Raw genomic sequence first — 20445 nt, 5'->3', positions numbered from 1 at the left:
GCCAACTCCTGCTCCAGCGAAAGCTATCTCCACGTGTGACTGTCAGCAATCAAACAGTATGGAGTTATGCTATACTCCACTATTTCCCTTTTCCCCGCTGCAATATCAAGAGAATATTGTCTGCAATGACCTCAGGCATGATAGGCCCGCCGCCGTAGGTATTGTTGACCGGATCAAAGGTATCGCAGAAAAGGGTGTCCCATGTCCCGTTGCTGAGCAGTTCAGCGGGAAACTCCGAGCGGTACATCCACTCGGCATCTTCGTGATCGATCATCCAGCGGAGCACGGCAGTCGTGACCCCCTTCTGGAACTGGTTCCAATCAATATCGGGATCGATTTGCGCCCAATCAATGCCCAGCTTAGAGGACATGGCGAAAACCTGCAGGACTTCCCACTGCACGTGTTTGGATACCCAATCGCTAAGGAACCAGCACGTACTGCAGAAACACGGCTTCGTGTTGTACATCATAGGGATGTCTGCCGGTTCCCAAAGGTGCGTAAACGGGATAAGGCTGCGTATCCAGCGGATGGCTTTCTTCAGGTATTCGTCCTTACCGAACTCCTTATAGCCCAGATAATAGGCGATGGCCGCGTGCCCAGCAGCCAGCAGATTGGGACTCTTCAGCGGGGTCTCCCACCAGTCCCCACCTTCAGGCCGTTCAAACCCCAGGGCAAAGTCCAGGGTCTTCCTCGCTGCATCGAGGAATCTCCCTTCACCCGTATTCTTGCCGGCGAGAATTAGAGCTGCCGCCGCAGTGGCGCAGAGGTCTACGGCCGAATCGCCTTCCTGCCCCAGTGGACGCCAGGTTTCGGCCCAGTCCTTGAGCACGGTCCCGTGTATTCCATTCGGGGCGTAAGGGAAATCGCCTTCCGAAATCTGCATTTCCAGAAGACGATTGCCGACCTCGATAGAGTCCTGGGGACGACTCATGACCCACCACAGCGGCCGGGAAAGTATCGGGTGGCCGTGCAGGCCCGCTTCCACCTTATGCGGGTCAATCTGGTGCTTCTTACACCAGTCAACCTTGTCTCGAAGACCGGCCTTCACTTCACTGTCAGAACCGTGCTCAATGTAGTACAAAACGAAGTCAGGTACGCTGGTATTCCCCTGGCCCCGGAAACCCCAGCCCTTACCCTCTATCCACAGGTTGGTGTTGTAAGCCCGGGCTATCCGATTCAGGGCATCCTCCCATCCATACCGGGGTTTACCGGGGTCGGGCATGCCGTTGCGCTGCACCCAGTCCACAACTACGTCTAGACTCGTCCCCTCGACAACAGAGATCTGCGCATTGAGAGAGAAGGTTACTCCCTTTCCTACCAGGATGGGAGGGTCGGCCCTCAGGTCATTTTCTTTCATACCCCATCGGGCACTGGGGAACATCAATCCCAGGAGATGGTGGCTCCTCCGATCTACAAAGTTCGGAGTGGCAAAAACGGGCTGAGGACCGCGAATGCGTGTCCAGGGGGAAAGGACAGCTTGCTCCGGGTTCCAGGAAAGGCCAACACCCGTCCCGCCCTGGCTTATGGCCATGATTGGTATGGCGACCTTGTGAGGGTGCGGGGTAACCCGCAGGGCCTCGGGGTTTTCAAACCAGTCCGTCCCGCTAGACCACTCATCACCTATTACCCACTCCACACCCGGAAATATAGCGTCGTGGCGGTCTATGCCGAAGCTGCAGGCGCCAACCCTGAGCCAGGGCCCCCGGATGTAGTGGAGACGAAGAAGGCACTCACTCTTCAAGGACATTTCATAGTATATTACTGGCTCTTTGGCGGGAACCGTGAGCTTGACACCCCCCCGCAAAGCAGACTTGCCGGCAAGGTACTCGCTGGGTGGAGCCACTTCCTGCAATTCCACCTCAAATGAAAGAGTCTTATTTCCCGCATCCTCAGTCAGTTTGTAGTTACTCGCCTCGAGGCGGAGCGGATGGGGTACTCCGGCCATTTCCGCCTCAGCCAGATGCTCAAGAACCGCCATGAATTTGGTCAGCTTGCCCTCATCATCGGGCACAAATAGCTCTCCCCATCCCCACCCGCTGCTGCGCTTGTGAACATCCAGCCTCAGAAACGGGTTCTCCAGGGTAACCGTTTCACAACCGTAAACAGCATCACGGTACAGCGGCATGGCTAAACAAACCTCCCTTGGCTATTAAATGTTTGCAAAGGCCCACTTATGGCACCCAAGCTTGATTGACATCAACCACCAATTCTCATTCCTGATCCTCACCGAGAATCTCGGCCCATTTCTCCTCACCGACAACCTCTCTGGCGAATCTACAGGCTTCCTCTCCTTTGGGTCCGTCGATATCTTTGAAAATGTAATAAATGGGCTTGGGACTGCCGGGGGCGCTGGGATCGTCGCTTTCCTTATCTCTCCGCCACAACCCCAGGTTCAAACCGAACTCATCCCGATTATCTACGTGGGCGTGGAGAATGAAGGATTCAATACCCGGCGTCTTTTCAACCTTCCGGTAGGCCAGACAAAAGGTGATGCGGCCGGCATCAAAAGAATGAACGGCCGTTTTATCGTTCCAGAAATCGGGGCGGGAGAGATCTTCAGGATACGGGTGATAGGCAACCGACCAGTCGAAATTGCCCTCCTGAAGCGCCAGGCCGTTCAAGATGTCCAATACCTTTTTCCCGGGATAACATCGCAGCGGGTTATCCTGGTAGAAAAGGGTCCAAAAATGGTCCAGGGATATGTAGACCCTGGCTTCCGAATACTTCTTCCTGGCTGCATAATAGGCGGTTCGGAGCGCTATGGCATCATCAATCATCCTCACCTGCAATCCCTTGATTGTCCGGGCAGCAGGGTAAGCGTAGTTGTACAACGCTATACCGTCCAATTCCGTGGGATAGCAAACCCCGGACAGAAGGCTAAGGCCCGAATCCCCGGAGTCGCTCACTGCAAGTTTGTACCTGCAATATATCCCGTCTTTTTTGTCCCTGAACCGGTCTACTGCGACTTGAAAGCTGCCGTTCCTACACTCAGCCGGTATGGTCGCAATGGGAGCGGGAAAAGGATCTATATTGTGCGGGACGGCTGCGCAGGGCTCAAAAGCATAGACCTTGAACCAGGCCCCGCGCACCTCGCCATTTTTGCCGTACCCACCAGCAAAGCAGATCTTATCCTTACTGACAGTTATCGAATCTACACGTCCACTCATAGCCGTCATAACACCTCCAATTCAGCAAGCTGGCCCACCGATGGACTGAAAAATGCCTGTGGGGACAGGACACGCTACCGGTGGAGCCAACAAACACGGCTTCTGAATGCTTCTGGAGCAGCCGGCGTTGTGAAGGCTTCGGAGCCCGGGTGACCAATGGTGAAGTCTTAGGGCGCGGCTTCGTCTAGTGTCCGGTAAGCCAAAATACTCAAAGGCATGTTTTGTTTTCATACCAAGATTACCGCTATCCACTTACCCGCTTCTTCTTCGGATATGTTCACCGCCAGATTCTCTCCATCCCATTCGTACGGCACTGCCCTACCCGCGGTAAACAGGGAGTCGTCGCACACCCTTACCTGCAGGCTCGGAGCTGTCTCCCGGGACGCATTGGGCAACCCAGATAGGGGCAGCGTTAATCTGGTCGGCCTATCTACTCGGGCGAGGAACAGGCTCTTGATACCGGCAGCCAGCTGTTCTTCGGGTATGACAGTCCACACCAAGTCCGCCGGTTCCTGTACAAACTCGTACTTCTTCCCATCCACAGTAATCCCTTTAGTATTAGAACCGGCAAACCCCAGCAACCTCCCGGCCGGGCCAAGGTTGTAGGTCAAAACGTCCGTACCGGTATAGGTAATGGTGTGGCCGAGTATCAGCATCTCCCGAAGGTTGATCTCTACCGGGGGCAACTCGCGACCCTCCAAAGCGGCAGCATCCTCCTTTTCATCCCGGAAAAACCGACCGCTCCATTTTTCGTAAAAGGTGCGGTAGTGGTTGGCGATGGAAACCGCGCCGTTGGGAAACCGGTTCATATTGTAACGGCTGCCGGCCGGACGTGACTTGACCTCCAGTCCATCCGGGTCGTAAGCCCCCACGGATTTGAGGACTGAAAACAAGGTGTCAATGTCCTGACCGGTGGAACAGGACTGGTCGTCCCGCGGTCTGAACCCGAGATAAAGGGCCAGCCCACCTCCGGCATGCTCACGGGCCGCACCCAACACCTTGTCTCTGGCAACCGCCACGACTGTGGCCTTTTCACCCGGCACACAGGGGTAAACCCGATCTGGCAACATGTCGGTAAGAACCTGCATGGGCCTGACGTCTGCCAGTAATCCCCGGAAAGCGATGGTTTCGCCGGGCATCGCTGTCCCCCTGATAGCGGACTCTACATCTCTTATCCCGAAGAGTTCTTTCCACGCCGGCAGGATGTCTTCCCCGTCTTCTGCCAGCAGGGGATAGATCGATGTCCAGACCACCTTGCCGCCCCTGGAGAGGAAGTCTCTGATCAACTCCAGAGTTTCTCGCCGCACAAACGGTTCAAACAGGACTACGAGAGCTCGGTACTCTCTTCCCTTGACCAGAAGAGTCCCCCGCCCGGTCACTGTCGCATTCTCTAACAGCTTGCCTTCTGTTATGTAGTTGCAGTAACCGTACTGTACCATCCAGCTGCCGAACCGCTCTTCCACGTAATTCAACTCCAGGGGATAAAGGGCCAATACATCGGTGAGCCTGTGGGATAGGCCCTGCACCAGACTGTGGCCCAGTTCCACCCGCCAGTCCGTCGTGCCGTAACTGATCCCTATGTTTTGCAGGCGCCGCAAAACCTCCTTCGGGCTTCCCCAGCTACCGCAGTAGGCATAGGGGAATTTGTTCAAAACTCCAAAGCTGCAGGCCAGGGCCTGGGCGTAGTAGTTCCTATCAATATTGCCGCCTTCAGGGTGGTCGGTTCCAGCGCCGGTTAAGAAATCATTCCAGAGAAAATAGTCGTAGCAGGCAGAGATATTCTCCCTGATGGAGGATGACCAAACATAAGAAGGGGTGTATTCGTATCGGGAAGGACGCCCGCCCTCATGTTCTGTAAAGATGGAACGGTCGTAAAACCGGTCGCAGGTCGGGGATTCCTGCCATGTAGCGTGCGCCCTGGTCATAATCGGCCCACCAAACAGCCCCTCAGCGTAATCTTTCGCCGCATTGCACAGATCTACCACACGCCTTTGAAGCAGCTCGAAATACCGTTTGCGGAATAACCAGGTTTGGTAAATGCTCTTCTCGTCCTTGCCGAACACGTGCTGTGCCGGCAAACCGCCCTCCTCACCGCCTAGGAAATCGTGCTGGTGGTATGAGAAATAGATGAGATACCTGGCGAAGTTACGGTATTGCTCGCCGTACCTGTCTGCATACTCGCCCATGAGGCTGCCAGTAAGGTACCGGGTGTTGATCTCCTCGTGGCCGAAATGAGTGCTCAGGTCCCAATCAAACTGGATGTGCATCTCATCGGAGTAAAACCCCTGGTAGTCGATGCCGGCATCTTTGTGCAGGTCGATTATGCTCTTCATATATGGCAAGGCCTGCGGGCTGAAATAATCCAGTTCGGGAGTCTTGTATACCGCCACGGCAAGGCACCGGTTAAACCCCGGAATCCGCTCCGGATCTTCCCAAAGGCCAAACACCCTCATCTTTCCGTATCCGTACCCGGCCCCGGTGATGGTCACCGACGCTTCGTCCACCTGGCAATGGGCTGTAGACGAGATATCCACGATTTCGTCGGGATTCACGTAAAAGAAGCTGGTATTACCCAGCCTTTCCTCACGGAAAGCGTATACCAGCACCTTATCGAGTTTCAGCTCTATGGGTCCCTTGTTGTTGCACCACTGTTTCTGGTACACCATGTCCACAGAGTAGTTGCCTTCTTTGTCTATCAAACCTTCCTGGTACTGGTAAGTGAAACCAGTGGGTTCATGCTTCTGGGCATAGCCTCCCCCTATATCCAGTGGAGATATGATGCTGGCAGAAAAGTCCAGGCCATGCTTTTCTGCAAGGTCATGGATGACCTTCAAAGCAGCGACTGTGATCCCGCTGTCGGGGTAATTTGTCCGCTTCTTTCCGCCGAAGAAAAAGTCGTAGGATACTTCCAGCCTTTGTGCCCCCTGCTCCTGGCCTCGTTTCACTATGTCGATGAGGGAAGTTTCAGGGTCGTAAAGCCCCCTCCTTTCGCCGGAGTACCCCCTCTCTTCCTCCGCAAACAGGGGCTGAGCCGGGTCTTTCAGGATGATCTCCAGCTGTTTCTCATCAGTTAGAATCAGGGGTACAGTCTTGTCAAAGAGGCACCACACGCCCTCACGCTTGATGATCTCCATTCTAAACTCCCCCATTCAGTTTGATGACTCACCCTTACGAATCTGCTCGTAAAGTCGCCTCAGCCATGTCTTAGTCCGCCGGTAGGCATCTCCAGCCGGGCCTCCGATGGCGGAAAAGCTGCTCGGGTTAACCATGGCCGGTTTCTCGAGCAGATTTCTCGTCCAGTTCGTCGATAACCTGATTGTTGGCTACGATAAATCGATTCAAGGCATAAGTAGCCAGCGGCAAAAAGACTATGGCCGCTACCAGTGGTGAAATGGCCAGAATCCGCCACAAAAGGTATAGCAAACTAATGTGTATGATGGTGTCCCAGAAGTGTTCAGCAGTATAAAATACCGATTTCACAATGATCTGCAGAATCCGCGGCTCTCGCAATGCCACAAAGGGGTAGTATATCGAAAAGAAGAGCAGAACGGTGACAAGGGCGATAGCCAAGTAGGCAACCCCGTGGTAACCTGCTGACGCAGTGTTGGCCAGCACGTAGAGATTAGAGTACAGGCTGCCAGCGGCAAAGCCCAGAATCCCCGAAAACACAATCCCGGGGATGAACAGACGCTTAACCTCTCTCAGATAATGCCCCACCCTCACGGCCTTACCCTCGGCAGCCAGCCTCATGCTGCTGCACAGGGCGAGCAGGGCCGGCCCAATAGTTACTACTCCCAAGAACAAAACCAGGGTGATAATGCCCAGGATGACCGCGTAGTGGAAATTCCAGAATAGGTTTACAAATCCTTCCTTTATAAATACCCACTCCAGCCAGCGCCTGGCTCGCAATGTATTTCACCGTCCCTCCGGGGACTAAAGTTTCAACCCAGATGCAAACTCACCACTGATGAAGTACTTTAAACCAAAGGCGGTGGTAAAGATCAGCGGGATGCCGCTCAGCAGAAACATTGCGTGTCTGATCCCCTGCTCGTCGTATACACCCGCAATCTGGGCGGTTAGAGCCCGGAGAATCGGCATAAGCGTTTGGAGACTGGACTCGTCGATCACCAGCATGGGCCACAAATAGTCGTTATAATAAGCTGCAAAAGAACCCAGAGCCTGTATTGACAGCACCGGGATCGCCAGCGGGATGGCAATTCTCCAGTATATGGTAAACTCGCCGGCGCCGTCGATCCTGGCAGCTTCAAACAGCTCCTCCGGCTGCTGGGAGAGGAAAGTGCGAAATAGAAATATAGCGCCGACCTGACCGCCGGCAATGTAGGGTAAAATCAACGCCCACCAGGTATTCTTTATGCCCAGTCTGATCATTAAGAGATACGACGGGGTCAGAGTCAAAACCGCCGGGACGACCATCAAAGCGATAATGGCGGCAAAGATGACCTCCTTGCCGGGAAAATTGTGCCGGACAAACACATAGGCAGAAATGGAACCGAGAAGAACGACTCCCCCAGTGGATACGAGGCATATGAAAATGCTATTGAGCATGTTCCTGGTGATACCCTTCAACCCATAGAACCAGTTGCTCCAGACGGGAGTGCGTGGCCACACCCAAACGCCCAACTGGGCTTCATAGTTAGTTTTCAACGAGCTCAGAATAGTGATTATGATTGGCAGGAAATTGATAAACACCGTGACCAGCATGATAACCGCGACTGCAGTCTGCGCCACCGGACCATCTATACCTTTTCCCTTGTTTAATCCTCGCGACACCGCTAGACCCTTATCAGGCATTTGCGACCCCCCTGTTCAATTTCTACTGGCTGACAGTCTTCATTCTCAAATTCATCAACGTTGCTCCGAACACAACGATGAAGAGGAACAGGCCCATGGCGGCTGCCTCACCGTAATTGGTGAATTTGGACATGTTGTAGAAGAGCTCTAGTATGGGGATGTAGGTGCTGTGTCCCGGGCCACCCATGGTGGTCACATATACCCGGCCGAAGTTCTGGACTGAAGCAATAAAGCTGGTTACAAATACGAACTTAATCTGTGGGCTGATCAGGGGAACGTCTATTGTCAGGATCCTCTTCCACCAGCTGCATCCATCTATCTTCGCGGCTTCAAACAGGCTGTTGGGGATGCTGATCAAGGCCCCGTAAAAGATGATGTACGCCCCCACCCAGGGAAACCCAATAAATATTAAAGCACCGAGGGCGGTCTTTGAATTGCCCAGCCAGGGCGTGGCTAGATTGCCCAGACCTACAGCCCGCAGAAACTGGTTGATGATTCCGTTCATGCCCAGGATACCGTCTGTCCAGATAAGCAACCCGGCAATCCCGGGCAGGATACCCGGTAGGTACAGAGCCACCCTGGTCCAGTACTGGGCAGCTTTGGACCGCATGGCCAGGATTAGCTCTGCGAATAAAATGGATGGTACCAGAACTTTAATAAGGTCGGTGATCAGGAAAATCACCATGTTCCACACGCCTACCCAGAAGTACTCGTTATGGAGCATGTTGATGAAATTGGTCAAACCTACCCACCGCATGTATATTCCCGGCTTGTAATCCGTAAAGGCGATGAACAGGCCGGATACGGCAGGATAGTAGTTGAATGCGAGCAAAAGAAATATGGTAGGCAGCAAGAGCATATAGGATAACCTTGCTCTCCGCAGCACCCTTAAACCTCGGGCCAGCTTCCCCCATACGGCACTACTGATCCTGGGTGAGAGGTTCATTGCCGTCACCACCATCAGAACCAGTAGAATGATGTCGATGACTCGTATGCGCCCCATAAGATATTGCATACGCGAGAAGTCGGTCAGCGCCTCGACTCTGTATCGCCTCAGATCGCTGTCGTCTTTGAGAGTATACAGTGTGCCAGCAGCCTGGTTAACCCGTACCATCCTGATGCCGGCGGCGGAGTTTAGTTGAGTGTCCAGACTACCGTCCAGCCCGAGTGTAATGAGGTAACCGGCGTCTGATGCAACGACAATCCGCCGATGCTGGCCATCAATGTCCACCGCGTTGATCTTACTGTCAAGTTTCTTCTTCCAGAGAAGCTCCATATCGTCTGTGAATGCATACACGTTATTACCCTCATCCGAAACCACCAGCATGTTTTCAGAGGGGCTATAAGCCGAATCCACAGGATAATACTCCAGGCCGTTGCTGGCTATCTTCTCACCGGCCGCATTTATGCGATGTACCTCTGCTCCCCTGGTTACATAGATGGCCTCTTCTCCCCCCGGAAGCATAAATACGTCAAAAACGGTATCATAAAGGTTTATGCTGAACAACTTCTCTCCATTGAAATCGAAAAGCTCCAGGCGGTTTTTCATTGCCGACAGGGAGCTACTGACTATAACTCTCCTAGCGGTGGCATTCCCCGCCACGGATATAGGTCTGTATGAAGCCCTGATGGAGTTGACCAGCTGCCCTTGCCTGTCAAGGATGTAAAGCTTGCGATCATCCACACCCACGTAGATGTGGTCACCCTCTGCCTTTAGGTCGAGCACTCTGCCCTTGATAGGGAATTGCCAGGCCACACTATCATTCTCGTCCAGAGCCAAAACGCCCTTATCCCTGAGCCCCAGGTATGTCAATGCTCCGTCCTGCGAAAAATCTATCGTCGTAACCGCATCTGGAACAACAACACGTTTAGGCTTCAATCCATCTAGCGCATTCCTTAGACTTATGGTATAAGAGAAGGCGGCAAACATCAAAACAAGAATGACTGCAAAGGACACAAAGCGCTCCCTTTTAGTCAAGGCGCGACGCGGCAACAATTGCATCTCCATCCCCCTTTCCACAAAGAGCAGGGGCCCCGTCAAGAGGCGCCCTGCTAACCTGCTAACCACACTGTCGCTGCGATTATTACATCGTTGGGTCTCTGCTAGGGTCGTCCAGAGCGTCGGGGCGGTAACCCCGGGTCTTTAACCAGCGAGGTATGGCATCTACCATAACCTGCTGCATTATCTTCGAGAACTTCTCAACGGTCAGTTCACCCTTGAAGTACCTCTGGGCGTAATCTACCCAAGCTCTGACGCTCTCCTGCTCATCATTAAACCCGCGGTTGAAAGCACCCAGGGGATTGAGGTCACATTCTCCTCGATATCCCATACCGCTGAATATGCTGGCCCATTTGCCCGGCATTTTGACGTTGTAGACAAGCGACGGCCCAGCTGGCGATTGGTTGTTCTCCATCATCGCCTGATACCGGATCGACTGCCCCTCAGGCGAACTGAAGAACATCATGAAATCCATGTTCAAATCATTCTGTTCCTTGGACTTGTTTATCACCCCGATAAACCCGTTCGGGCCACCCAGGCTGCGGGTGTACTTTACAGCTACCTCCTTATCGGTCATGGGCGGGCTCCAGAAGTAACCGAGTTCGAACTTCCTGGGCGCATCTTTCATGTATCTATCGAAAGCCGCGCCAAACCATCCGCCGTCGACCCACATGGCAGCTTCGCCACGAATGAAGTACTGCATGGCCTGCGATACACTGGTGCCAAAGAACCCTGGCTGCACATACTCCGGAATCAACCTAGCGAAATTCCTGTACATCGCCCGGTACTTATCGGAATCAGGGCCGATCTTGCCTTCCTTAAGAAGCTTGGCTACCCTGATGGGGTTAAACTTGATCTTGGTGGGGAGGTCGTTATCGATCTTGCTGGGATCAAACTTCCAGGTACCATCCCTTTCCGGGTCGTAGTTCCAATCGCCCTTCCGAACGGCTACGAGGGGCTCGTGGTCTCGCCAGAATTGATCGTGGTATATTCTGAACAACCAGCCCACGGTCATCTCCCAAAAGCTTTGCGCATCTCCGGCAAGGGCTATAGGTATATACCCCGCGGCCTTAATCTTCTTGGATATCCCCACTAGCTCATCAAAGTCTTTTGGCGGCTCCACACCAATCTTTTTAAATATGTCCTTATTGTAAAACCATAGGATCTGGACGGAATCGACATTCAGGTTGAATATTTCCTCGTTGGGCCCATTTGAGCGGTAGGCGGCAGGATTCATCGTGTCCATCCACCGCTTGTTACCGGCGTAAGGGTTCTTTTGTATCAGATACTCTCCAAAATCCACGAATTTACCTTCAGCGTAGTACTGGGCGACCGTATTATTAATCACAATGTCAGCTGTGATATGTCCGCCGGCCAGCTGATTGCTGAGCCAATCAGTATAAGCGCTGCCTCCTTCTTTATCGTCTAGTATGACTGTAACACCCGGGTTCTTGGCCATATAGGCCTTCACTACAGCTTCCCATACCGGTTTTGACGCACCCATAGATATGCTAATCTGAATCTTGCCCTTCCATTCTTTCGCCTGAACTGACAGGACCGAACCGAGCACGAAGATAGCCAGCAACAACAGATAACCCAGTTTTGCAAGGCCCCTTTTGGACATAAAATCTCCTCCTTACATCGTAGAAGTTGTTCGGAAAGCCATAACTCCTTTCTGCACTTTAACTCTGTCGTTCTTCTCCTCCTGGTTTACTTCCACCCGTTCATGCGTGGATTTCCTTTTGGTTGCATTCAATTTATCCCACGATTGTCTTGTTCCAATGGCCACCTCCTTCAAGTTCCTGTTACGTTTTATGATTAGACAATAATGATATTTCTCACCTTTCTGGACCTACACGTGGTAACGCTAGACTATACCTACAGCCAATAGTCGTTGCACATTTGTGCAATATATAACATTCGTGCGTCAATTCTATAATTCTATAAAGTTTATAGATTTCCTTCATAAGTTTGATAAATCCGATCCTTCCTGCTCTTAGAGGCAGGATGACAGAGATTATGACATGTCTATGTGGTCGATAAATGGCGATAATTGACTTGTATTTCCACTGTGATTGATGTATAGTCGCAATGGGAGGCGAGAGTACTGTCGAGGGCTTCTCGGGCAGGCGCGAGTGCTTTGGTTGCGTGTATCGTAAGAGAGTTGGGGATTCCGAAGAACATTGACAGCCTGGCGGCGTGGGACCCGAAGCAGCGCAAACGTTCGCCCGGGGAGATCATTCTGAAGCGTTAGAGGCCGGGAACGCCAGAAAAGGCGAAGCCCCTCCGACGAAGACGGTCTACAGAGTGAAAGCACAAATAGGTGCTCTGAATGAAGAAGCATATGCGCAGGCAAAGCTGAGGGCCTCGTGTTTTGTTCTGGTAACCAATATACAGGACACAAACGAGTTCCCGGCAGAGAGGGTACTCCGGGAGTATAAGGAGCAGATATCTATTGAGCTTCAGTTCAAGGCAATAAAGGAGCCGGAGTTCGTTGGCCCGATATATGTGAAGAAGCCTGAGCATCTGGAGGGTTTGGCGCACGTGGTGCTTCCGATCCCGGGCAAGAGGACCTCGATGCGGCCCACAGCGCGTATGATTCTCGATTCGTTTGATCCAATCATTGTGATAATAATGCTCAACGGCACCCGAGCGCTGGCCGAATCTCCGCTGTTTCCCGCTAAGATGTTTAAAGCCTTAGGCGCATCCTCATCGGTATACCTGTGCGCTCTAGAGCAAAACGTGGGCCCTTGAAACCTGAAGAGCCACACGGACAAGGATGGGAAAGATCGGCGATGACGCAAAGCCAATTTCCCAAGGCTCACAAGGGGGATTGGCTCTCCGGTAAGGGTCCCCAGCCGGAGACAGTGAACCCCACCTCCGGTCTCAATACTTTCCCAGCTCCTTTGCCAGCTCTACGATGCGCCTGAAGTCTTCGAGGCTCACGGTGGAAGGCACGGAATGGTCCGAGGAGAAGATATACCCCCCGGATTCCTTGACAACGGGTATGACATTCCTCATCTCCGCCTCAATGGCTTCGGGTTTATCCCAGAGCACGGCATTGATACCACCGTGTAACACCAGGTCATTTCCGTATTTTCTCTTGATCTCGATAGGATCCATCCCCGCCTTTACCTCGAGCGGGTTCAGGGCGTCTATGCCGATCTCAATAAGTTCGGGGATAAAAGGCCTGATGTCCCCACAGGAATGCAGGTGTACCTTCACCCCTCTGGCATGGGCCCAGTCCGCGGCTCTCTTATGAATGGGCTTCAGGAGTTCCCGGTAGAGCTTTACCGAGAAAAACTGGTTATTCTTATAGCCCATGTCATCGGGCCACGATATACAGTCGAACTCATATCCTGCGTTCCAGACCATATCCAGGAGCGCCAGGTCCACATCGAGGAAATGATTGAACATATCCACGCACCATTCCGGATTCTCGATCAGGGCTATAAGGAGCCGCTCGGTCCCGACCGTCCACGAGTGGGTTACATCAAAGCCGAACCACAGCTGCGCCTGGATCCAGTACCCTTCCTTGCGCCATCTCGGGTAGTTCTCCCTGAGGTAATCCCAGGGGATCCTGTCCGGGGTCGGCGTCATCCGCTCCTTAGCCTCGAGCCATCTATCCATGCTTGTGACCTTGAAGTCCAGGAATTCTGGGGTTGAGTCCGCATGCCTCCATTGTTTCAGCGTAGCGCCCCAGGCCGTGGTGGATATTACATATCCCTCCGTTTCCTCCAGGATGGTAACCTCATAGCGGGGACTGTTGTCGACATGGATATGCGCAACCCTATCGAGGTCGAAGTAGTCTACAAAACTCATCCCCTCTGGCATTCCCTCTCTGTGCCAGCGTTCAATGGTGGACCTCCAGGGGGAGTCTATTATTGGAACCCTATCCGCTTCCCGGTGCTGGAACATCCGCATAAAACGCTCCTGCGATGTCATCCCCACACCATCACCTCCCTGCAGGATACTAAGATAATATTCGCCATCCCCCTGTCAGGCCTATCACCAGAAACGGGCCGTCGCGCGGGGTTCGTGATAAAATGGCCGGCCAATCCGCTTCTTAAGCACCTCAATGCCCGTTCTATAAAATCCCGGGGTGGGGGAACCTTCTCCCCCTCCCCGATTTCGGTCCCGTCTAGGACTTCTTGATGAAGAACTGGGAAGGCTCGGCCGTTCCGGGGAACCCGGGAGCCCAGGGACCCAGTATCGGCCTGTATTCTATCCCGTTAGGCGCAACCCCGATGCCCGGGACGTTCCTGAAGTTATTTTTCACGACTATCGGCGCAGGGAGGTCTGCGACAGGGGCGTATATGAACGGCCCTTCCTCGATGTGGATCTTTATGGCTTCCAACACCAGGCCGTTCCGTTCGATCTCATCCTTGGTCCCTATTGCCTTTTCGTAAAGATCCAGGAGCTTCCTCATGACCCCGGTCGGCTCCTCGCCCTCTTTACCTCCCGTCTGCTGCCAGAGTCCTGTAAGCGGGTGGAATCTGGTGTTACCGACGGGGAATACATTATCAGGGTATGTGGTGAGGTCCACCTCAGAGCCGTAGCCGAACACCTGGAGATGGAATTTACCCGTCATGCTCCGGGAGGCCCAGAGTTCTCCCGATACTGCGTTCACAGATGCCTTGATGCCGACGGCCTTCCAGTCCTCAGCTATAAGCTGACAGGCGTCTATGGACTGGAGGTCTGTAGCGCCCACATCGAATAGCAGGTGCAGGGGCTCACCGTTGGGAAGCTCCCGGTAGCCGTCGTTATTTACATCTTTAAGGCCTGCCTCGTCCAGAAGCTTCTTCGCCCTCTCCGGGTCATAATCCGCATACGCTTTCATCCACTCCTGATGGAGCTTTGGGCCGTCGGGGTGGTTGTAGTGTATTAGGTACTTGGACATGGTGGCGTTCTGGATGTTACCAAATCCCTGGAAAACGATCTGGTTTATGCGCTTGCGGTTGATGGCCAGCGACAGGGCGATCCGGAACTTCTGGTTGCGGAATACGGGCCTGAGGTTCTTGTCCGTAACATCCCAGTTTATAAAGATCATGGGGGCTCCGCCATCCCCATACTCCCACCGGATGACCCTGTAATCGCCCTTAGTCTGGTTTTGAGTTAAGAGGGAGATATCCCTGAATTCGAATCCCCTCACCTGGCAATCAAGCTCCCCGGATATAGCCTTCAGGGGTATCAACTTGGGGTCCTGGACTATGGTCACCGTGACCTTATCGATGTAAGGAAGCTGGTTCCCCTTCGTATCCACCTTCCAGTAATAAGGGTTCCGCTCGGCTACCAGTATCCCCTTTGCTGCGTCCCAGGAAACGGTCCTCCAGGGATAAAGGCAGGGGTAGGCAGGATTCAGGTGGGGGTTGGTCCTTATCTCCCGAAGCTTCTGGTAATCTTTAACCTTGGAATTGTATTTGGGGTGGAACTGCTTCAGATAGTGCTTTGGGGCAAGGTAGCCTACGTTTTCCCAATAACCCTGAGCCAGGGCGGCATGGAAGGTGTAGTACGGTTGGGCGAATTTGAACCGGACAGTATAGTCATCCACCTTCTCAACCGTCATCAGCTTCCCGCCCTTCCAGGCCCACCTCGGGGGGTCCTCGGGATAATCCTTGTTCAGTATAAGGTCCTCCCACCAGAACATTATATCATCCGCTGTAAACGGCTGGCCGTCGGACCATTTGACTCCCTTGCGGAGGTGGATGGTGCAGGTCTTACCATCGTCGCTATATTCCCAGGACTTGGCCAAACCTGCCTGGTAACCCTTGAGGTCCGGCCTCCAGCGGATCAGCGGTTCCACGGCGTTGGCCATCAACCACTGGCCCATTCCCGGCCCCGTATCCACCATCCTCCAGGTGCCGCCATACTGGCCGATCTCCTCCACCGGCTTCACGACGTATATGTCTGAAGGAACGGGGAGGCGCTTCTCCACTGATGGGAGTTTTCCTGCCTTAACCAATTCATCAAACATGGGCGCCTGCCTATAAGTGGCAGCGGCGGCCACGCCGACTCCAAGCGAGATGGTTACAATAAGCACTAATACGATCGTTAGAACCGGTCTGATAAATACTCTCATTTTCTAGTTCCCTCCTTTTAACCTAACATGAGGTGTGAATTCGGATCCTAATTTACTTTATGGGAACAGGGTTCAGATCCCTTTCTTGGATCTCACCCCCTATGCAAGAGAATCCCCTTGAGCTCAAGCTCGGCTGCCCTGTGGCAGGCGACCCAGTGGCCAGCCTCAAGCTCCTTGAATTCCGGCTCTTCCCTGGCGCATACCTCCCTGCTATACATGCACCGGGTATGGAAATTACAACCCGAAGGAGGGTTTAGAGGGGAAGGGACGTTCCCCGCAAGGAGAATCCTCTCCCTCTTATAGTCCGGCTCGGGTATTGGAATGGCGGAAAGCAGCGCTTCTGTATAAGGGTGAAGCGGGTTCTTATACAGGCTCTCGGGGACGGTTAACTCCACTATCTTACCCAGGTACATCACGGCTATCCTGTCGCTTATGTGCTCCACAACCGCTAGGTTGTGAGAGATAAAGAGATAAGTAAGCCCAAACTTCACCTGCAGGTCCTCAAGGAGATTCAGTATCTGCGCCTGGATGGATACATCAAGCGCTGATACGGGTTCATCTGCTATCACGAACCTGGGGTTCAGGGCGAGGGCCCTTGCGATGCTTATCCTCTGCCTCTGTCCTCCGCTGAATTCGTGGGGGTAGCGGTTCATATGAACCGCCCGCAACCCAACGGTCTCGAGGAGTTCGGCTATCCTCTCCCGCCTTTCCGATTTCCTCACCCCGTGAATCTTGAGCGGCTCACCTATGATGTCGGCCACGGTCATCCTGGGGTTTAGGGAGGAGTAGGGATCCTGGAATATAATAGAGATCTCCCTCCTGATCCCCTTAAGCTCCCTGGCGTCAAGCTTCAGAATATCTACCAGCCTTTCACAACCTATCGGGGCTTCCGTCGAGTATAGTATCTCGCTATCCAGCGGTTCTACCAGTCTCAGGATGGACCGGCCGAGCGTGGACTTACCGCACCCACTTTCCCCTACAAGCCCCAATGTCTCCCCCCGGTGTATGACCAGGTTTACCCCGTCCACCGCCTTTATGTAACCCATAACCCTTTTAAAAATGCCCCTTGTAACAGGGAAATAGACCTTCAAGCCCTTAAGCTCCAGTATGACGTCATTACCCCGCATTCTCCGCCCCTCCATACAGATGGCATCGGACCAGGTGGCCCTTTTCACATTCGACCAGAGCCGGCAATTCAAGGCACATCCTATCCCGATGACGGCACCGGGGCCTGAATCTGCACCCCTTTGGCAGAGAATAGGGGTCTGGCACAGAGCCTTCAATGGGTACCAGCCTCTCCCTTCCTCCCCTGCCCAGGACCGGCACGGACTTGAGGAGCCCCTGGGTGTAGGGGTGAAGTGGGTTATGGAAGACCTCTCTTACGCCTGCATACTCAACTATCTGGCCCATATACATTACAGCCACTTCATGGGCCATCTCAGCCACTACACCCAGGTCGTGGGTGATGATCAGGATCGAGGACTCGAATTCTTCCTGTAACTCCTTCATGAGCTCCAGTATCTGGGCCTGTATGGTAACATCCAGGGCTGTCGTGGGTTCATCTGCTATCAAAAGGGCCGGGTTACAGGAAAGCGCCATGGCGATCATAACCCTCTGCCGCATACCGCCGCTAAGTTGATGCGGATAATCGTCTATTCTCCGCTCCGGGGATGGAATCCCCACCCTTTCCAGCATCTCTATAGCTTTCCTCCGTGCTTCCCTCTTATCTATTTTCTGGTGAAGGACTATGGCCTCTGTGATCTGCTCCCCTATGGTATATACCGGATTAAGGGAGGTCATAGGTTCCTGAAATATCATGGAGATCTCTTTTCCCCTTATACCCCGGATCGTGTCCCCCTTCGGATAGAGGTTAATGAGGTCCAAGGGTTCACCGGGCGTGCCGAAAAACAGAATCCTGCCCTTCGCTTTGGCAGGGGGACGCGGGATCAGGTTCAGGATGGACAGGGCCGTGACGCTCTTCCCGCAGCCGCTCTCCCCGACCAGGCCCAGGACACGCCTCCTTGATATTGTAAGGTCTATCCCGTCAACAGCCCTTACTACCCCTTCTTCATAATAGAAATGCACGCTCAGGTCCTGGATTTCGATGAGCCTGTCGGCCAAAGATGGATTTCCCTCACACACTTCGCTCATACTCTCCCATCCGTTTCCTTTTTCATCGCCTTTTCGTAGCTAGATACGTACAAAGGGGTCGGCGGCATCCCGCAACCCGTCCCCAAGGAAATTGAAGCAGAGGACCGTCAGGATCACAAACCCGACAGGGATCAAGAGCCAGGGGGTCTGCACAACGGTCCTTACATTCTGGGCCTCCTGCAGGAGAACCCCCCAGCTAGTCATAGGGGGCTTGATCCCGAGCCCCAGAAAGCTCAGGGAGGTCTCACCCAGTATCATGCCGGGTATGGAAAGGGTTGCTATCACGATTATGTGACTAAAGCAGTTGGGGAGAAGATGGGTGAAGATTATGCTCCCCTCCCCGGCCCCCATGGCCTTTGCAGCCAGTATGTACTCCTCCTCCCTGAGCGAAAGCACCTTGCCACGGATCTGCCTTGCGAGGCTTCCCCAACCTATTACCGAGAGGATGATGGTAATACCAAAGTAAACCTTTATCGAAGACCAGTCAGGCGGGAGAGCAGCCGCAAGCCCCATCCATAGAGGTATAGCAGGGAATGACATAAGGAACTCTATGGACCTCTGGACTATGTTATCTACGGTCCCCCCATAATACCCGGATGCTATCCCGATAACCGTCCCGAAGAATATGCTCAGGAAAACCCCCACCAGGCCCACCGTAAGGGAGATCCTGCCTCCGTAGAATATGCGCGAGAACAGGTCCCTGCCCTGTCTATCCGTACCGAACAGAAAGATAGTGCCCTGGCCCTCAACCCCGAACAGATGTATGTTCCCAGGGAATAACCCCATAAGCCGGTAGGAATCACCCCGCACGAAGAACCTTACCGGGTAGACCCTGCTTCTATCCTCCTTGAACACCTTGGTGAAACTCTCGAAATCCACCTCCTGTTTGAGGCCGTAAACAAAGGGGCGAAGGTGAAACCTCCCATTGGTATCGATGAAATGAAACCGCTGTGGCGGCGCGTTTATATGCTCTATAAACCTGGTTTCCAGGTGGTAAGGCGCAAAGAACTCCGCAAAGAACACCATTGTAATATAGAACAGGATAAGTATACCCCCACCCAAAAGCGCAGCCTTATCGCGCCGGAACTTCCTCCAAACAAGCTGCCAGTAAGAGAGCCCGTAATCCTTATCCTCTTCTTCCTCCAAAAGCCGTTCTTCAAGATCTTTGAATTCCTCAACCTGTTTTCCCATCTTCTTTCCCCTCATCATTCGTATCTGATTCTTGGATCCGCCCACGCAAGGGCCAGGTCCGCTAGGAAGTTTCCGATCACCAGGAACACCACAAGGAACATAAGGAAACTCCCCGCCAGGAACATATCCTGTACTTGAAGCGCCCTATAAAACAGCGGACCGGTAGTGGGGAGGTTTAGGACTATTGATGTAAGCATCTCCCCGCCTATAATTCCCGGGAGGCTCATGCCAGCGATGCTGATAAGGGGATTTATTGCTATCCTCATAGCATGCTTGTATATCACCATAGCCTCCTTGAGACCCTTAGCCCTAGCTGTGAGGATATACTGTTGTCCCAGCACATCCAATAGGTTCCCTCGAGTGATTCTTATGAGCCCCGCAGTCCCAGAGAAACCAATGAGAACTACCGGCAACCAGAGATGTTTCAGCATATCTATGAATTTGGCAAGGTCCCAGGGGGCATTCACATATTGGGGGGAGAATAACCCTATAAGGGATTGGTTGAACCTCATCAGGACCAGAACCATTATCACCAGAGCTAAAAGGAAACCCGGGGTGGCCATGCCCGCAAAGCTTACAAATGTGAAGAACCTATCCAGGAATGAGTGCTGGTGGGTGGCTGAGTAGATCCCTATGGGCACTGCAACCACCCAGGTGAAGACCATGGTCGAAAGCGAAAGAAGGATGGTTAAGGCTAACCTCTCCTTGATCAGGTCTTTGACCGGCTTGTTATACTCAAACGATATGCCAAAATCCCCCCTGACGAACCGGGTAACCCATTTTATGTATTGAACATACACAGGCCTATCCAGGCCATAGTAGGTCTTCAACTGCTCCAGGTACTGGCGGGATGTGGTATCACCCGCCATCTCAAGCTCCGCAATGCGAGCTGTGAGATAGTCACCCGGAGGCAGGTTTATGATGATGAAGCTGACGATGCTGATTAGAATTAATGTGGGTATCAGGTAAAGGAACCTTCGAATCATAAATTCCCGCATCTTGAAGTCTCCTCATAGAGGAGCAAGTGGCAGAGAAAAGGGCCACTT

14 protein-coding genes are annotated in these 20445 nt (G+C 53.1%); 1 reads left to right on the top strand and 13 read right to left on the bottom strand.

Annotated elements, in window-relative coordinates:
• Positions 1-79: 79 nt before the first annotated feature.
• The 7 genes from HPY52_00290 to HPY52_00260 form a co-directional block, all read right to left on the bottom strand.
• On the bottom strand, positions 80-2125 hold the full coding sequence (locus tag HPY52_00290; protein ID NPV78704.1) for a hypothetical protein: 2046 nt from the start codon (positions 2123-2125) through the stop codon (positions 80-82).
• An 85-nt stretch (positions 2126-2210) separates the two neighbouring features.
• The gene (locus HPY52_00285; protein NPV78703.1) at positions 2211-3167 is read right to left on the bottom strand and encodes a hypothetical protein; all 957 of its coding nucleotides are present in this window, start codon (positions 3165-3167) and stop codon (positions 2211-2213) included.
• Between the two features lie 227 nt (positions 3168-3394).
• Positions 3395-6301 carry a hypothetical protein gene (locus HPY52_00280; protein NPV78702.1) on the bottom strand — a complete coding sequence of 969 codons (2907 nt, stop codon included), beginning with the start codon at positions 6299-6301 and terminating at the stop codon, positions 3395-3397.
• Positions 6302-6428: 127 nt separating this feature from the next.
• Positions 6429-7076, bottom strand: a complete 648-nt coding sequence (locus tag HPY52_00275) for a DUF624 domain-containing protein (GenBank protein ID NPV78701.1) — start codon at positions 7074-7076, stop codon at positions 6429-6431.
• Positions 7077-7100: 24 nt separating this feature from the next.
• Positions 7101-7979: a carbohydrate ABC transporter permease gene (locus HPY52_00270; GenBank protein NPV78700.1), complete on the bottom strand. Its 879-nt coding sequence runs from the start codon at positions 7977-7979 to the stop codon at positions 7101-7103.
• Positions 7980-8001: 22 nt separating this feature from the next.
• A complete protein-coding gene (locus tag HPY52_00265; GenBank protein ID NPV78699.1) occupies positions 8002-9981 on the bottom strand; it encodes an ABC transporter permease subunit in 1980 nt (659 codons plus the stop codon).
• An 82-nt stretch (positions 9982-10063) separates the two neighbouring features.
• Positions 10064-11602, bottom strand: coding sequence for a carbohydrate ABC transporter substrate-binding protein (locus tag HPY52_00260; GenBank protein ID NPV78698.1), 1539 nt, complete (start codon positions 11600-11602; stop codon positions 10064-10066).
• Positions 11603-12177: 575 nt separating this feature from the next.
• Between HPY52_00260 and HPY52_00255 the strand changes: the two genes are divergently transcribed.
• Positions 12178-12732, top strand: coding sequence for a hypothetical protein (locus HPY52_00255; protein NPV78697.1), 555 nt, complete (start codon positions 12178-12180; stop codon positions 12730-12732).
• A 132-nt stretch (positions 12733-12864) separates the two neighbouring features.
• Here HPY52_00255 and HPY52_00250 read toward each other — a convergent pair whose 3' ends face one another.
• The 6 genes from HPY52_00250 to HPY52_00225 all read right to left on the bottom strand — a co-directional run bounded on the left by HPY52_00250 (position 12865) and on the right by HPY52_00225 (position 20397).
• Positions 12865-13929 (bottom strand): hypothetical protein, encoded by a 1065-nt coding sequence (locus tag HPY52_00250; GenBank protein ID NPV78696.1) that lies wholly within the window; start codon positions 13927-13929, stop codon positions 12865-12867.
• 190 nt (positions 13930-14119) lie between these two features.
• Positions 14120-16057 (bottom strand): ABC transporter substrate-binding protein, encoded by a 1938-nt coding sequence (locus HPY52_00245; GenBank protein NPV78695.1) that lies wholly within the window; start codon positions 16055-16057, stop codon positions 14120-14122.
• A 92-nt stretch (positions 16058-16149) separates the two neighbouring features.
• Positions 16150-17184 carry a dipeptide ABC transporter ATP-binding protein gene (locus HPY52_00240; protein ID NPV78694.1) on the bottom strand — a complete coding sequence of 345 codons (1035 nt, stop codon included), beginning with the start codon at positions 17182-17184 and terminating at the stop codon, positions 16150-16152.
• The gene (locus HPY52_00235; GenBank protein NPV78693.1) at positions 17174-18208 is read right to left on the bottom strand and encodes an ABC transporter ATP-binding protein; all 1035 of its coding nucleotides are present in this window, start codon (positions 18206-18208) and stop codon (positions 17174-17176) included. The genes HPY52_00240 and HPY52_00235 overlap by 11 nt, the downstream gene beginning before the upstream one ends.
• A 39-nt stretch (positions 18209-18247) precedes the next feature.
• Positions 18248-19399 (bottom strand): ABC transporter permease, encoded by a 1152-nt coding sequence (locus tag HPY52_00230; GenBank protein ID NPV78692.1) that lies wholly within the window; start codon positions 19397-19399, stop codon positions 18248-18250.
• Between the two features lie 14 nt (positions 19400-19413).
• A complete protein-coding gene (locus tag HPY52_00225) occupies positions 19414-20397 on the bottom strand; it encodes an ABC transporter permease (GenBank protein NPV78691.1) in 984 nt (327 codons plus the stop codon).
• Between the last annotated feature and the right edge of the window lie 48 nt (positions 20398-20445).

It is taken from the genome of Bacillota bacterium, assembly GCA_013178415.1.
Lineage (GTDB): Bacteria > Bacillota > SHA-98 > Ch115 > Ch115 > Ch115.
Note: the sequence above shows the minus strand (reverse complement) of the source record. Positions and strands in the feature narration are given on the sequence as shown.

Excerpts from the sequence above, each read along its gene's own strand:
- HPY52_00240 (NPV78694.1), bottom strand. The coding sequence starts at position 17,184 with ATGCGGGGTAATGACGTCATACTGGAGCTTAAGGGCTTGAAGGTCTAT.
- HPY52_00245 (NPV78695.1), bottom strand. The coding sequence starts at position 16,057 with ATGAGAGTATTTATCAGACCGGTTCTAACGATCGTATTAGTGCTTATT.
- HPY52_00285 (NPV78703.1), bottom strand. The coding sequence starts at position 3,167 with ATGAGTGGACGTGTAGATTCGATAACTGTCAGTAAGGATAAGATCTGC.
- HPY52_00235 (NPV78693.1), bottom strand. The coding sequence starts at position 18,208 with ATGAGCGAAGTGTGTGAGGGAAATCCATCTTTGGCCGACAGGCTCATC.
- HPY52_00270 (NPV78700.1), bottom strand. The coding sequence starts at position 7,979 with ATGCCTGATAAGGGTCTAGCGGTGTCGCGAGGATTAAACAAGGGAAAA.
- HPY52_00280 (NPV78702.1), bottom strand. The coding sequence starts at position 6,301 with ATGGAGATCATCAAGCGTGAGGGCGTGTGGTGCCTCTTTGACAAGACT.
- HPY52_00290 (NPV78704.1), bottom strand. The coding sequence starts at position 2,125 with ATGCCGCTGTACCGTGATGCTGTTTACGGTTGTGAAACGGTTACCCTG.
- HPY52_00265 (NPV78699.1), bottom strand. The coding sequence starts at position 9,981 with ATGCAATTGTTGCCGCGTCGCGCCTTGACTAAAAGGGAGCGCTTTGTG.
- HPY52_00230 (NPV78692.1), bottom strand. The coding sequence starts at position 19,399 with ATGGGAAAACAGGTTGAGGAATTCAAAGATCTTGAAGAACGGCTTTTG.
- HPY52_00260 (NPV78698.1), bottom strand. The coding sequence starts at position 11,602 with ATGTCCAAAAGGGGCCTTGCAAAACTGGGTTATCTGTTGTTGCTGGCT.
- HPY52_00225 (NPV78691.1), bottom strand. The coding sequence starts at position 20,397 with ATGCGGGAATTTATGATTCGAAGGTTCCTTTACCTGATACCCACATTA.